13 protein-coding genes are annotated in these 15616 nt (G+C 40.5%); 10 read left to right on the forward strand and 3 right to left on the reverse strand.

The window, feature by feature from the left end:
- The coding region (locus CXF89_RS05450; protein ID WP_121954024.1) for a hypothetical protein at nucleotides 1-892 on the forward strand (892 nt) is incomplete at its 5' end.
- 131 nt (nucleotides 893-1023) lie between these two features.
- Here CXF89_RS05450 and dapD read toward each other — a convergent pair.
- From dapD to map, 3 genes are all read right to left on the reverse strand, one after another.
- Nucleotides 1024-1851: a 2,3,4,5-tetrahydropyridine-2,6-dicarboxylate N-succinyltransferase gene (gene dapD / locus CXF89_RS05455; RefSeq protein ID WP_002958324.1), complete on the reverse strand. Its 828-nt coding sequence runs from the start codon at nucleotides 1849-1851 to the stop codon at nucleotides 1024-1026.
- Between the two features lie 9 nt (nucleotides 1852-1860).
- A complete protein-coding gene (gene glnD, locus CXF89_RS05460; protein WP_121954025.1) occupies nucleotides 1861-4479 on the reverse strand; it encodes a [protein-PII] uridylyltransferase in 2619 nt (872 codons plus the stop codon).
- Nucleotides 4480-4545: 66 nt separating this feature from the next.
- Entirely contained in the window at nucleotides 4546-5331 is a 786-nt protein-coding gene (gene map, locus CXF89_RS05465; RefSeq protein ID WP_007580976.1) for a type I methionyl aminopeptidase, read from the reverse strand.
- Between the two features lie 271 nt (nucleotides 5332-5602).
- Between map and rpsB the strand changes: the two genes are divergently transcribed.
- The 9 genes from rpsB (at nucleotide 5603) to bamA (ending at nucleotide 15612) form a co-directional block, all read left to right on the forward strand.
- The gene (gene rpsB, locus CXF89_RS05470; protein ID WP_007580978.1) at nucleotides 5603-6331 is read left to right on the forward strand and encodes a 30S ribosomal protein S2; all 729 of its coding nucleotides are present in this window, start codon (nucleotides 5603-5605) and stop codon (nucleotides 6329-6331) included.
- A 103-nt stretch (nucleotides 6332-6434) separates the two neighbouring features.
- Entirely contained in the window at nucleotides 6435-7286 is an 852-nt protein-coding gene (tsf, locus tag CXF89_RS05475) for a translation elongation factor Ts (RefSeq protein WP_007580981.1), read from the forward strand.
- A gap of 157 nt (nucleotides 7287-7443) precedes the next feature.
- Entirely contained in the window at nucleotides 7444-8193 is a 750-nt protein-coding gene (pyrH, locus tag CXF89_RS05480; RefSeq protein WP_007580982.1) for a UMP kinase, read from the forward strand.
- Between the two features lie 49 nt (nucleotides 8194-8242).
- Nucleotides 8243-8764: a ribosome recycling factor gene (gene frr, locus CXF89_RS05485; RefSeq protein WP_206008562.1), complete on the forward strand. Its 522-nt coding sequence runs from the start codon at nucleotides 8243-8245 to the stop codon at nucleotides 8762-8764.
- 58 nt (nucleotides 8765-8822) lie between these two features.
- Nucleotides 8823-9602 carry an isoprenyl transferase gene (locus CXF89_RS05490; RefSeq protein ID WP_007580985.1) on the forward strand — a complete coding sequence of 260 codons (780 nt, stop codon included), beginning with the start codon at nucleotides 8823-8825 and terminating at the stop codon, nucleotides 9600-9602.
- A 19-nt stretch (nucleotides 9603-9621) separates the two neighbouring features.
- Complete coding sequence (locus tag CXF89_RS05495) at nucleotides 9622-10488, forward strand: phosphatidate cytidylyltransferase (protein ID WP_007580986.1); 867 nt, start codon at nucleotides 9622-9624, stop codon at nucleotides 10486-10488.
- A complete protein-coding gene (gene ispC, locus CXF89_RS05500) occupies nucleotides 10485-11690 on the forward strand; it encodes a 1-deoxy-D-xylulose-5-phosphate reductoisomerase (RefSeq protein ID WP_121954026.1) in 1206 nt (401 codons plus the stop codon). The genes CXF89_RS05495 and ispC overlap by 4 nt, the downstream gene beginning before the upstream one ends.
- A gap of 1 nt (nucleotide 11691) precedes the next feature.
- The gene (gene rseP / locus CXF89_RS05505; RefSeq protein WP_121954027.1) at nucleotides 11692-13044 is read left to right on the forward strand and encodes a sigma E protease regulator RseP; all 1353 of its coding nucleotides are present in this window, start codon (nucleotides 11692-11694) and stop codon (nucleotides 13042-13044) included.
- 96 nt (nucleotides 13045-13140) lie between these two features.
- Complete coding sequence (gene bamA / locus CXF89_RS05510) at nucleotides 13141-15612, forward strand: outer membrane protein assembly factor BamA (protein ID WP_121954042.1); 2472 nt, start codon at nucleotides 13141-13143, stop codon at nucleotides 15610-15612.
- The last annotated feature ends 4 nt before the right edge of the window (nucleotides 15613-15616 follow it).

Raw genomic sequence — 15616 nt, forward strand, 5'->3', positions numbered from 1 at the left:
TATGCGTGTTATGCAGATGTTTTCTTTAATTTCTGCGATAGATCTTGTTTCAGAATCAATAACCCAACTACACCGAGTGTTTATAAACCCAAAGACTTTACCTTTCTCTGGTGAAAAAGAATGTTTTATAAATCGTTTATTTGACGAGGATGATAACAGTTATTTCAAATCGATAAGAGCCTCATTTGGCGCGCATCCAGTAAACTTAAATCATACAGATTGTAAAAGATTTGCTAGTTGGCCTTACGATAACCACATGGAGAATGGTGAACTTACTGTTAATTTATATAGTAATAAAGTGGGTGAGAGTGATTTAGTTATGGTTCTTAACTCTAACGAGCTGTTTTGCTTTCTTCTTAGGAGGTATGACTATCTAGATGTTTTATCTCAAGCAATAACAAAATTATTTAACGATTTTAAGCTGAATTTAACTAGGCAACCTATAGAGGCTAAATCATCCAATTTAGAACAGTTATATATTTTAAAAAACGAGTCTGAGATAAGGTTAAACAATGATTATTATAATGATGTTATTGATAATTTAATTATGGTTTACGAAGCAGAACCTTTAGAGACAAATCTAGAAATTAAAGCTACCAATTATAGAAAGTCACTAGAGCCATTAATTGATGAAATAAAAATAAACCTTCAATTAATGAATATTATAGATTTAGATAATGATGGGCTTCTTGAACCCAAGTCAGATCTCAGTCGAAAGCTAAGTTATGAGTTAGGGAAGTTTTACAGTTGGCTGCATGAGAATCGCTATGATCCATTAGCTAATTATTACTTAAAAAGATTTAATAAAGAAACAGACTACATGTATGACTTTAAGATAGAAGATCCAGTTAATACGTTATTTATTAAGACAAAAGTAATGCTACTTGATTGAGAGTTTATTGCCATAAACAAAAAAGCCCTAAGCCAAAGGGCTTAGAGCTTTCTATATACAATTAAAGTTTAGCTAAAACACTTAACTTCAAAGTATCGTTGGGTTTCGTTTCACTCAACCCAACCTACGTGTCACTCATCAATTGAGCGTAGTAGGGCGTTGATGCCTACTTTTTCACGTGTTTGCTTATCTACTTTTTTCACGATAATTGCAGCGTAAAGGCTGTGAGTACCATCTTTTGACGGTAGTGCGCCTGGTACAACTACGGCACCTGCTGGTACGCGGCCGTAGTGAATTTCACCAGTTTCTCGGTCATAAATACGGGTGCTTTGGCTGATGTAAACACCCATTGAAATAACAGCGCCTTCTTCAACTATTACACCTTCCACAATTTCAGAACGTGCGCCAATAAAGCAGTTGTCTTCAATGATGGTTGGGTTAGCTTGTAGAGGCTCTAAAACACCGCCTATGCCTACGCCACCTGATAAATGTACGTTCTTACCAATTTGTGCACACGAGCCTACAGTTGCCCATGTATCAACCATGGTGCCGTCGTCAACATATGCGCCAATGTTTACGTACGATGGCATAAGTACTACGTTTTTACCTACAAAGCTGCCTTTACGTGCTACAGCGTTAGGCACTACGCGCATACCACCTTGTTGAAATTGCTCTGGCGTGTAGTCGCTAAATTTAAGTGGTACTTTGTCATAAAACTGGTTTACACCGTCGTTCATTGGTTGGTTGTCGCGAATACGAAACGACAGTAATACTGCTTTTTTAAGCCACTGGTGTACAACCCATTCACCAGATATTTTTTCAGCAACGCGTGCTGCGCCGCTATCAAGTAAATCAAGTGCGTCAATAATGGCTTGCTTTACGTCGCTTGATACTGTGCTTGGGCTAATGCTATCGCGGTTGTCCCATGCGTTTTCGATCATCGTTTTTAAATCTGACATGTGTGTCCTCTATTCTGTTTCGGCGTTGAATTTTTTACGTAATGCCTGATGAATTTTTGCTTGCTCTTCATCAGTCAGCGCTTGGTATTCGTTATTAGATACGACAAAGAAATCCTCGGCACGTTCACCTACCGTTGTAATACGGGCAGCGTGAATGTGTAGTAAATGCGCTTGGAAAACTTCGGCTATTTTGGTTAGTAAACCTTGTATATCGACGGCTTGAATTTCTATTAAGCTACGGTCTTTGCGTGCATGTGGGCGCAACACAATTTTAGGTTTAATATTAAAATCTTTAAAGCGTTGAGAGCGGCTCTTTTTAAAGCGAATCTTTTTACGCGGATCGCTTAGTGCTTGCTCAAGCCCACGTTTAATTGATTGCGCTCGACCACTTGCAATAGGGTCGCCACTTACTTCAAGTATTACAAAGCTAAACAAGACGTAACCGTCTTTTGTGGTCAGTACTTGCGCATGTTGTATTTGCGCTTTTTTAGAGCCAATCACACTTACTAATCGGGCAAACAGTGGGCCAGAGTAGGGGCTGTATACAAATACTTGTGTGCCACCATGCATAGCTTTGTTAGATACAACAACACTTGGCTGGCTTAAGTCTGTGCTAGTTAATAAATGCTCACTTTGCCATGATATTTGTTGTTCGCTAAAGGCGGTAAAGTAGTTGGCTTTAAAGCGGCTCCAAATTAAATCAATTTTTTCCTCTTGATAACCCAGATTTATTAAGCGTTGTTTAGCTTGGTGCTTTTTGTCGCGAATTTGGTCGCGTTGGTCCATTGGGTTTTCGAGCCCTAGGCGCAAAGCGCGCTGCGTGTGTAAGTATAGCTCACGCAGTAGGGTGTTTTTCCAATCGTTCCATAAGTTGTCGTTGGTTGCACGTATGTCGGCAACGGTTAAACAATATAAGTAGTCGAGTTGGCGCTCTGTTTTAACGCGTGTAGCGAAGTCTTTTATTACAGCAGGATCGTTAATGTCTTTACGCTGTGCGGTAACCGACATAAGTAAATGGTTACTTACAAGCCATGCAACGAGCTTTGCATCCACCGATGAAAAACCATGTAATTTAGCAAATGCTATTGCGTCAACAGCGCCAAGTTCTGAGTGGTCGCCACCTCGGCCTTTAGCAATGTCGTGAAATATACCGGCTAAATAAAGTAGCTCTGGTTTGTCCATTCGAGTGACTATTTCACTACAAATAGGAAACTCGCTAATGCCTGTTTTATCAAAATATTCGTAAATGTTTTTGATTAATTTGTGAGTGTGCTCATCTACGGTGTACGCGTGAAACAAATCAAACTGCATTTGCCCAAATATATTACGCCACTGCGGTAAGTAGGCGGCAAGCATGCCGTGCTTGTGCATGAGCGTAAATGCGCGGCCCATGCCGTTAGGATGTTTAACTAAGCGTAAAAAGGCTTCGCGACAGGCTGCGTAATCTTGCAAATCGCCCAATAAACGACGGCGCACTTGGCGAATAGTACGAATAGTACTTGGGTAAATATGCGTTATTGCTGGGTTATCGGCTATGTGCTCAAACAATACAAAGAGTTGGTCGCGTCTAAAAAATACCGACGGATCTTTTACGCGTATTTGATGACCTACTTGCTCAAAGTTTCTGTCGAGTTCTATTGCTGCCACAGCACTACTTTCGGGCATTATACTTTGTTCAAAGTATGAAAGTAGCATTTGGTTAAGTTCGCGCACGCGGCTCATTATTCTAAATAAGCGTTTCATCATACGCTCAACAGAGGCTTTACCGTCGCTACCAAAACCTAAAATTTCGGCGGCTTGCGGTTGATGATCAAACAATAAGCGGTTTTCAGCTCGACCTGCAGCTAAATGCAGTGCAAAGCGAATGTTCCATAGGTTTTCTAGGCACTCAGAAAGCTCTTGAAACTCTTCGTGAGTTAAGTATCCGTGGCTTATTAACTCTTGCAGGGTTTCGGTTCTAAAATGCTTTTTTGCCACCCAAATAATGGTTTGTAAGTCGCGCAGACCACCGGGGTTTTCTTTAATGTTTGGCTCAAGATTATACGCGGTGCCGTGGCACTTTCTGTGGCGTAAGTTTTGTTCTTGAACTTTGGCAGTAAAAAATTCACCTGAGCGCCATACTGGCGTTTCAAGAATATGCATTTTGAGTTTTTCAAACTCAATGTGGTTACCAAAAATAAGGCGGCTTTCGAGCAAGCTGGTGGCAAAAGTAACGTCTTCACGTTTTTGCTCAATGGCTTGTTCTATCGTACGCACGCTGTGACCAATCTCTAAGTTGAGATCCCATAGCATGGTGACAAACTGGCCTATTTTTTCGCATATTTCTTCGCTTGGCGGTTTAGTTACAAGCAATAAAAAGTCGATGTCGGAGTAGGGATGTAGCTCACCACGTCCGTATCCGCCTACCGCTATTAATGCTAAATCAGGTTCGCGCGCTAAGTCGTAAACATGAAAAAGCTTAATGAGTAGGCGGTCAATAAACTCAGCCCGGGCATTAATTAAATTCCCAACCGGTTGTTTAGAAAATTCGTTATGTAACCATTTATAAAAATAGCTAGAACAATCGCGATAATCACTAAGTTGCTCTGCATCGCTAAGCAACTTTTTTACTTTGTTGGGTAATGCCACGTGGGCTGGCTCCTTGTTGAACCTTTCACACGGATAAGAATTTTCTTATCAAGTGTTTCGGTTTTATTAGTGTTCTATGATCCGCTCGATAGTATCATCTGATCGTAGCGTTAAAATTTCAACACCATTTTCAGTCACTAATAAAGTATGTTCCCACTGTGCAGACAAACTACGGTCGCGTGTTACTACTGTCCAATCATCTTTAAGAAGTTTGCATTGGCGTTTACCCGCATTAACCATAGGTTCAATAGTTAAACACATACCTGCTTTTAAGGCTTCGCCAGTACCGGCTTTACCGTAATGCATTATTTGTGGTTCTTCATGAAATCCTGCGCCGATACCGTGGCCGCAATATTCACGTACAATTGAGTAGTTAAAGCTCTCTGCATATTTTTGAATTGCTGAGCCAATATCACCCAAGCGCACACCTGGTTTTACCATTTTAATAGCAAGGTATAAGCTTTCTTGTGTTACTTCTGCAAGACGCTTAGCTTGAATGTTTGGTGTACCAACGTGGAACATTTTAGATGTGTCGCCGTGGTAACCATCTTTGATGACAGTTACGTCGATATTTACACTGTCGCCTTCTTTTAATGCTTTGTCATTTGGAATTCCGTGACAAATAACATGATTAACTGACGTACAAACTGATTTTGGAAAGCCATGATAATTTAACGGAGCAGGGATTGCTTGTTGCACATTAACAATATAATCATGACAAAGTGTATTTAGCTCATCGGTGGTAACACCTGGCACTACATGAGGGCCGATCATTTCAAGTACATCGGCCGCTAAGCGCCCAGCTACGCGCATTTTCTCTATTTCTTCAGGGGTCTTGATAATAGCGCTCATTGAGGCTCCAAAGTTGAGTTTTTAACATTTATCGTCGAACAAATTTTGCACGCGATGTTGAGTATTTAATTTTAATATGGTATAAAGCGCGCCGTCTTTTTACAAATAAATTCTTAAATGATTTTTTGTATTTAAGGCAAACACAATTTTATTTTAACACACACACGTATCGTCACATACACTTGGGTGCATTTGAAGTTTAATTACTTCGGTGTTGGTGCTATGGGATATGTGGAGGCCTAACCCTAAACAACTATAGAGGATCTATAAAATGGCAAACGTTTCAATGCGCGATATGCTTCAAGCTGGTGTTCACTTTGGTCACCAAGCACGTTACTGGAACCCTAAGATGAAGCCTTTCATCTTCGGCACACGTAACCGTGTACATATCATCAACCTTGAGCAAACTGTACCAATGTTCAACGACGCACTTAAGTTTTTATCAAGTGCTGCAGCAAACAAAGGTAAAGTTCTTTTCGTTGGTACTAAGCGCGCAGCAAGCGACGCAGTTAAATCAGCTGCTTTAGAAAGCGACCAGTTCTTCGTAAATCACCGTTGGTTAGGTGGTATGTTGACTAACTGGAAAACTGTACGTCAATCAATCAAGCGTCTTAAAGACCTTGAAGCACAAAGCCAAGACGGAACTTTCGAGAAATTAACTAAGAAAGAAACGTTAACGCTTAACCGCGAAATGGAAAAGCTTGAAAAGAGCCTTGGTGGTATCAAAAACATGGGCGGTCTTCCAGACGCGCTTTTCGTTATCGATGCTGACCACGAGCACATTGCTATCCGTGAAGCAAACAACCTAGGTATTCCAGTTGTTGCAATCGTAGATACTAACTCTAACCCAGACGGTGTTGATTACATCGTACCTGGTAACGATGATGCTATCCGTGCTGTAAGCCTTTACACTAGCGCTGTTGCAGCTGCTATTACTGAAGGTCGCGAGAATAACATCGTTGCTCAAGCTGAGAAAGACGATTTCGTTGAAGCTGAGTAATTAGCTGTCATCAAGTCTTCATCTTTTTAAGGTGAAGACTTGCTATTCTTGTCGAGCGGGTAACCCGCTTATCTAACCTGATTTCAGATTTGAGGATTTACTAATGGCTGTAACTACTGCCCTAGTTAAAGAATTACGCGAGCGCACAGGCGCTGGCATGATGGATTGTAAAAAAGCGTTAACTGAGACTGATGGCGACATCGAGTTAGCGATTGAAAACATGCGTAAAAGTGGCGCTGCTAAAGCTGCTAAAAAAGCAGGTAACATTGCTGCTGAAGGTACTATCATCATCAAGCAAAACGCGGGTGTTGCAGTACTAGTAGAAGTTAACTGTCAAACAGATTTCGTTGCAAAAGACGTAAGCTTCTTAGCATTTGCTAACAAAGTTGCTGACGCTGCAATTGCTGACACTATCTCTATCGAAGACTTACAAGCTAAGTTTGAAGAAGACCGTGTTGAGCTAGTGACTAAAATTGGCGAAAACATCAATGTACGTCGTTTACAGTACGTAACTGGTGAAAACCTAGTTGAGTACCGTCATGGCGATCGTATCGGTGTTGTTGTTGCGGGTGTTGCTGACGAAGAAACACTTAAGCACGTTGCAATGCACGTTGCTGCATCTAGCCCTGAATACTTAACACCTTCAGATGTACCAGCCGATGTTGTTGCTAAAGAAAAGCAAGTACAAATCGAAATCGCGATGAATGAAGGCAAGCCTGCTGAAATCGCTGAGAAGATGGTTGTTGGCCGCATGAAAAAATTCACTGGTGAGGTTTCTCTTACTGGTCAAGCTTTCATCATGGAGCCTAAGAAAACTGTTGGCGATATTCTTAAAGAGAAAAACGCAACAGTTACTAGCTTCGTACGTGTAGAAGTTGGTGAAGGTATCGAGAAGAAAGAAGAAGATTTTGCTGCTGAAGTTGCTGCTCAAATTGCTGCTGCTAAAGCTAAGTAAGATTACTATTTGTGAAGGATAATGAAATTAGATGCAATTAAAGTACTATTTGGTTTTGCTTCGCAGCTAGAAATTCTTTAAAATAACCGCGCTTTTATGTTTAACATAAGCGCGGTTATTTTTTATCCATAATTCAATAAAAGTTGGCCCCAATACTATGACTATCAATCGCAAACCTATTTTTAGACGTGTTCTTCTCAAATTAAGTGGTGAAGCTTTAATGGGAGACGAAGGCTTCGGCATCGATCCTAAAGTTTTAGACCGTATGGCACAAGAAATTAAAGAGCTAGTAGAGCTCGACGTAGAAGTGGGTTTAGTTATTGGTGGAGGTAATTTTTTACGCGGTGGATCACTTGCAGAAGCAGGTATGAATCGCGTAGTAGGCGATCACATGGGTATGCTTGCAACGGTTATGAACGGCCTTGCAATGCGTGATGCGCTACACCGTGCATTTGTAAATTGTCGTCTTATGTCGGCTATTCCGCTTAATGGTGTATGTGACGCTTATAACTGGGCTGAAGCAATTAGTTTATTGAAAACTGGTCGCGTAGTCATTTTTGCAGCGGGTACTGGTAACCCATTTTTTACTACCGATTCTGCAGCATGTTTACGCGGTATCGAAATTGAAGCGGATACAGTAATTAAAGCGACTAAGGTTGATGGCGTATACAGTGATGACCCTGTTAAAAACCCAGATGCGACGCTTTATACCCACTTAAGCTACAATGAAATCATTGAAAAAGAATTAAAAGTTATGGATTTAGCGGCATTTACTCTAGCCCGCGATCACAATATGCCATTGAGCGTATTTAACATGAATAAATCAGGCGCGCTAAAACGCGTAATTATGGGTGAAGAAGAAGGTACACTTATTTCTTCACAAGCCTCAGATGAAATAATCAAATAATTAGGATTAAACCGTGATTAACGATATTCAAAAAGACGCGCAAGCGCGCATGCAAAAAAGTGTAACTGCACTAGGTAGCCAATTATCTAAAATTCGTACTGGCCGTGCACATCCTGCAATCCTAGATGGCATTATGGTGTCGTACTACGGTGCTCCAACGCCTTTAAACCAAGTTGCTAACGTAACAATTGAAGATTCTCGTACACTTGCTATTGGTGTATTTGATAAGTCTTTAGCGCAAGCTGTTGAAAAAGCAATTATGGCGTCTGACTTAGGTTTAAACCCTATGTCGGCAGGTACTGTTATTCGCGTACCACTTCCTCCACTTACAGAAGAGCGTCGTAAAGATCTAATCAAAATTGTACGTGGCGAAGTTGAAGGCGGTCGTGTTGCTATTCGTAACATTCGTCGTGATGCTAATGGCGATGTAAAGGGTTTATTAAAAGATAAAGACATATCTGAAGATGAAGCGCGTCAATCAGATGATGCGATTCAAAAGCTTACTGATAAGTTTATTAAAGAAATGGATACTTTATTAGCTGCCAAAGAAACAGAATTGATGGAAATCTAAGCAACTAAAATTATTAGTTTTGAAACGCCGTCTAGGGTATACTAGGCGGCGTTTTTTTATGGAATACTCGATATTTATGGTTCTAGATGCTGACACAATTTCACAGCAATGTTTACCCAAACATGTTGCTATCATCATGGATGGGAACGGACGTTGGGCGCAAGCTAGAAATAGACCTCGTGTGTATGGGCATAAAAAAGGCGTAGACGCAGTTCGTCAATCTGTTCAGTTTTGTACTAAATTAGGGATACAATCGTTAACCTTATTTGCTTTTAGTAGTGAAAACTGGCGCCGCCCTGAAGACGAAGTAAACACTTTAATGGAGCTTTTCTTATTTGTTTTAACAAAGGAAGTTAAAAAGCTTCATAAAAACAATGTAAAACTGACCATTATTGGAGACTTATCACGATTTTCTGAAGGATTACGTAGCAAGGTAGACGCTGCGCATAAGCTGACTGAAAATAACACCGGGTTGCGTTTAAATGTTGCAGCTAATTACGGTGGTCGTTGGGATGTTGCCAATGCGGCAAAACAACTTGCTTTGCAAGTTGCGCAGGGCACACTAAACGCAGAAGATATTACAGAAGAGCGCTTAGCACAGCATATGAGCATGGCAGATCAGGCTGAACCTGATTTACTTATTCGCACTGGTGGCGATGTTCGTATTAGTAATTTTTTACTATGGCAAGTTGCTTATGCAGAACTTTACTTTACCGAGACACTTTGGCCAGATTTTAATGAAGCAGCATTTGCTGAGGCCATTGCGTGTTACGTTGCCAGAGAGCGACGTTTTGGTTGTACGGGCGAACAAATAAAACAATTACTCGCTCAAACCTAAATAGAATAAGGGTCACATTTTGTTAAAACAACGAATTTTAACCTCTCTAGTGCTAGCTCCATTAGCATTGGCTTTGGTTTTTTATACACCGCTTACGTTATTTAGTTACTTTGCTGGTGCAATTGTATTATTAGGCGCATGGGAATGGTCTGCATTTATGGGCCTTTGCGACAAGCTTAAACGTGCTGCCTTTGTTGTGTTTATTGGCGCTTTACTTGCCTTGCTTAATTTACATTGGCCTATTGAATCATTATGGGAAAATGGCAAGCTAGTCGGTGATGCAAATTACGTATTTACGCTTTCGTTTGCTTGGTGGATTGTTGCTAGCTATTTAATTTGGCGCTACCCAGAAATGGCTAAAGCGTGGAATGAAGGCCTAGTTATGCGCGGCATTGCGGGGCTACTCACGCTTGTACCGCTATGGCTTGCACTAAATACACTACGTAGCGCGCAATATGCTGAATCAACTCATTTTGGTTCGGTGCTTATTTTAGTGGTACTTGGTATTGTATGGAGCGCAGATGTGGGTGCTTACTTTACGGGTAAAAGTTTTGGTAAACATAAGTTAATGCCTAAAGTAAGCCCTAATAAAACAATTGAAGGGTTAGCAGGCGGTGTAGTCGCTTCTATTATTTTTGTATTAGCATTTTGTCACTTTACCGATGTTGATTTAGTTGTATGGCCTGTGTACGCGATAATGACAGCATTTATTGCGTTGTTTTCTGCGGTAGGTGATTTACTGGAAAGCATGTTTAAACGTGAAGCTGGTTTAAAAGATAGCGGTCGATGTTTACCAGGGCACGGCGGTATTTTAGATAGAATTGACAGCTTAACGGCTGCTGCTCCAATGTTTGTTATGTGCTATGCGTGGACTCTTAGTTTATGAGCCAAAAGCAATTGCTGGTTATTTTAGGCGCAACAGGCTCAATTGGTTTAAGTACACTTGATGTTGTGTCGGGCAATAAAGAGTTATTTGATGTTTTTGTTTTGGCTGCAGGACAAAATGCAAAGAAAATGGCAGAGTTGTGTATTGAACATGAACCGCTTTATGCGATTATGGCTAACCAGCAGGCCGCAGAGCAGTTATCTGCGTATTTAGCTAATACTCAGTGCCAAACTCTTGTTATGCACGGTGAGCAAGCAATGAGTGACTTATGTGCTCATCCTGATGTTGACATTGTAATGTCGGCAATTGTAGGTGCAGCTGGTTTACTACCCACATTAAGTGCTGTTGAAGCGGGTAAAAAAGTACTACTAGCTAATAAAGAATCTTTAGTTATGTCAGGTCAGTTGTTTATTGATAAAGTTAAACAACATAAAGCCACTTTGCTGCCAATAGATAGTGAGCATAATGCAATTTTTCAATGCCTACCTTCTTCGTTACAAAATGCCAAAGGCGATCAAAAACTACAGCAACATGGCGTAAGTAAAATTTTGCTTACCGGCTCTGGTGGCCCGTTTTTAACGCGTGATATAAATACGTTAAAAGATGTAACCGTAAGTGAAGCCGTTGCACACCCTAACTGGTCGATGGGTCAAAAAATATCAGTAGATTCCGCAACTATGATGAACAAAGGCTTAGAGTTTATTGAAGCTAAGTGGTTATTCAATTGTGATGCGAGTGATATTGATGTAGTTATTCATCCGCAAAGTATTATTCATTCAATGGTGCAGTACCACGATGGTTCTATTTTAGCGCAAATGGGTAACCCCGATATGCGCACGCCAATTGCCCATGCACTTGCGTATCCTGAGCGAATTAATGCGGGTGTTAAACCGTTAAACTTCTCTGACATTTGTGATTTTTCGTTTACTAAACCTGATTTTTCTCGTTATCCAAATTTACAATTAGCAATTGATGCGTGTAGTGCAGGGCAGGGCGCGACAACAACGGTTAACGCAGCAAATGAAATAGCTGTGGGCGCATTCTTAAACGGTAAAATTGGTTTTACCGATATATACAAAATAAATGCACAGACGCTAGAAGCTGCAACTTACACCAATGTGCAAAGCCTAGATGAAATTTTAGAGTGTGATAAATTAGCGCGTATTAGCGCTTCAGAATTTATAACAAAAGTGGCGCATTAATATGTTTGATTTTTTTTGGAATCTTGGCTCATTTATTTTAGCGCTTGGTATTTTAGTGGCCATACATGAATATGGCCATTTTTGGGTTGCACGAAAAATGGGCGTCAAAGTGCTGCGTTTTTCAATTGGTTTTGGTAAGCCACTGTTAAAATGGCATGACAAATATAATACCGAATACGTGATTGCCGCCATTCCATTAGGCGGATATGTAAAAATGCTTGATGAGCGAGTTGATGACGTACCAGCAAATCAACGACACTTGTCGTTTAACTCTAAATCTGTACAAGCGCGGATTGCTATTGTTGCTGCGGGACCAATGGCTAACTTTCTGTTTGCCATTTTTGCTCTTGCGGTGATGTATATGGTAGGAGTGCAATCGGTTAAGCCAGTTGTTGGCAGCATAACCGAAGGCAGTCGCGCAGAGCAGGCGGGCATTATGCCTTCTCAACATATTATAAAAATTGGTGATGATGACATAACGACATGGCAAGATGTCACGTTTGCGCTTATGTCTAACTTAGGCGAAGAAAGCGTTGAAGTTATTGTTCGTGATAAAAACCTTCAACCACGCGTTAAAACGCTTAATTTAGAGGGTTGGAAGCTTGACCAGCGAGACGTACCACCATTAAGTTCGTTAGGTATTGTGCCATTTAGACCTCAAGCAACTTTAACAATTGCCGCCGTAACTAAAGACTCAGCCGCAGAACACGCTAATTTACAAGTTAACGACACAATTCTGGCTGTAAACGGTGAAACAATAAGCAATTGGCAGCAATTAGTTAATCTTATTACGCAATCAGCTAACAAATCTTTACAATTTAGTGTAAAAAGACAAGATACTATACAAGCCATTACAGTTACCCCTAAAGGGCGCATTGATAATAACGGTATTGAGCAAGGCTTTTTAGGTGTTGCTCCTGTTGTACAGCAATGGCCTGATGGCTATGTAGAGACAAGACATTACGGCCCGCTCGATAGTATTGTGCGAGGCACAAAAGAAACGTGGCGCTTAATTACACTCAGTTTTGACATGATTGGTAATTTAATTACAGGCCAGGTTTCGGTTAAAAATTTAAGTGGCCCTGTGGGCATTGCAGTAGGCGCTGGAACTAGCGTAAGCTATGGGTTAGTGGCCTTTTTAAGCTTTTTAGCCTTAATAAGCGTTAACTTGGGTGTATTTAATTTATTACCCTTACCAGTGCTTGATGGCGGACACTTAATGTATTACATAATTGAACTTTTTCGTAAAAAGCCGGTCTCTGAAAAGACACAAGAGTTTGGTTTTAAAGTGGGTGCCTTGTTACTCATTTTTCTAACATGTTTCGCTTTGTTCAATGATGTATCGCGTTTGTAGTTACAGCGTGGCAAATTACTAATTAGAACACGATTGTAAAGCACCACTAGTAAGGTGTTATGCGGTAATACAGTTGTAAAGGATAAAGATAATAAAATGGCTATAAAAAAACATTTGGCAATAACAAGTTTATTGGGTGCAAGTTTTGCAGCCCTAGGCCAAAACTCCTTTATTGTTGAAGACCTGAAAGTTGAAGGTTTGCAGCGCGTAGCACTTGGTGCAGCGCTAACACATATTCCTATTAACGTAGGCGATAATGTTGATGACTATACGATTTCAAAAACAATAAAGTCACTTTATCGTTCTGGGCACTTTGATAACATAAAAGCACTTCGTGATGGCAACAACGTTATTTTTAAAGTAACGGAACGTCCTACCATCAGCTTTATTGAGTTTGAAGGCAATAAAGACATTAAAGACGAGCAGCTTAATGAGTCTCTTGATCAGCAAGATATTCGCCAAGGTGAACCACTTGATAAAACCGTTATCGATAGTATCGAAAAAGGCTTAGTTGAGTTTTTCCACAGCATTGGTAAATACAACGCTAAAGTAGATATCAGTATTACTAAGCTGCCACGTAACCGCGTTAAACTTAAGTTAGAGTTTGATGAAGGTGATGCTGCTTCTATCCGCCAAATTAACTTAGTGGGTAATGAACTTTTTTCTAATGAAGAGCTTCTTAAACTTGCTGAATCGCAGCAAGATTTACCTTGGTGGCAGTTTATGGGTAGCGACCGTTACCAAAAGCAAACCATTGAAGGCGATTTAGAAAAAATTCGTAGTTATTATTTAGACCGTGGTTACCTACGTTTTAATATCGACTCAACGCAAGTTTCAGTGAGCCCTGAACGTGAATCAGTTTACGTTACAGCTAACTTAACTGAAGGCGTAAAATATAAAGTTAAAGGTTTTGACTTTATTGGTGACTTGCTTGGCCGTGAAGACTTAATTAAAAGTGTTATCCCACTTAGAGCGGGTGAGCTTTATAACGGTTCTGTAGTTACTTCATCTGAAGAGTTTATTAAAAGCTACTTAGCACGTTTTGGTTACGCTAATGCTGAAGTGCGTACAATTCCAGAAATTGACGACGAAAAGCAAGAAGTACAATTAACACTATCGGTTAATCCAGGTAAGCGTGTATACGTTCGTCGTATTATTGTTGGTGGTAACCAAAATACGGCAGATGAAGTACTTCGTCGTGAAATGACACAACTTGAAGGCGCATGGTTATCTAATCAAAACCTTGAGCGTTCAAAACTGCAAATTCAACGTCTACCTTACATGGAAACTGTTGATTTTAACGTAGTGCCTGTACCCGGTGTGGATGACCAAGTAGATGTAGACTTTACTGTAAAAGAGCAATCTGCAGGTAGCTTTAATGCTGGTCTTGCTTATGGTTCTTACTTAGGTCTGCAGTTTAATATTGGTGTAACAGAGTCTAACTTTTTAGGCACAGGTAACCAAATTGGTTTAAACCTTAATACGTCTACAGGTTCTGAAAGCTTAAGCTTATCGTACACAGACCCATACTTTACGCCAGATGGTGTATCGCAAGGCAGTAGCATCTTTTACAGAAACTACGATGCAAGTAAATTCAGTCTTGTTGAATATAAATCGAAAAGTTATGGTTTAGGCACAAATATTGGTTTTCCAATTGATGCTGTAAATCGTGTTAACTTTGGCGCCCGTTGGATTAAAGAAGAGCTTTCGGATATTGCAGAGTACGAGCAAACGCGTGTACTTCGTGAAACATTCTTAGATCCAGATAACCCAGATGCAGGCTTTGACTTTACTAAGTATGAGCTGAGTGTTGGCTGGTCGCGTATCACCGTTAACCGTGGTTTATTCCCAACAGCGGGTTCGCGTCAAACTCTAAACTTAACAGCAACAACGCCTAACTCAGATCTTCAGTACTTTAAACTGAATTACGATTCGCGTTTTTACTGGCCTATATCAAATGACCACCGTTGGGTATTCTCGACGCGTGCAGCACTTGGTTATGGTAACGGTTATGGTTCTACAAACGGGTATGAGCAAACACTTCCATTCCAAGAGTACTTCCGTATAACTGAAATGGAACTACGTGGTTTTGACCGTAATACAATATTACCACGTGCTGTGTCGCGTATACCTTCGTCTATTCCGGGTACGCCAGGTGCAGACGGCACTACAACGGGTAATATTGGTGGTGCATCAGAATTTGATATTCTAGTGCCACAAGGTCGTATTGGTGGTAATGCTAAAGCAGTGGCAGGTATGGAGCTAATTGTTCCTACACCATTCTTAGATGAAGAAAATACCAGCTCTGTACGTACTAGCTTCTTTGTTGATGCTGCAAACGTATGGGATACTGAGTTTAACGTAGACCGCTATCAAAACTTAGGCGTTGATGAACGTGCTAAATTAGATGACTATTCAGACCCAATGCGTTTTAGGGTTTCAACCGGTCTTTCATTACAATGGATCTCTCCAATGGGTCCAATGCTGATCAGTTTTGCGTATCCATTGCAAAAAGAAGAAGATGACGATACGAAAACCATCAGCTTTAACATTAGTAACACTTTCTAAAGGA

Origin of the sequence: Pseudoalteromonas sp. MelDa3 (assembly GCF_002863625.1) — a bacterium.
Lineage (GTDB): Bacteria > Pseudomonadota > Gammaproteobacteria > Enterobacterales > Alteromonadaceae > Pseudoalteromonas > Pseudoalteromonas arctica.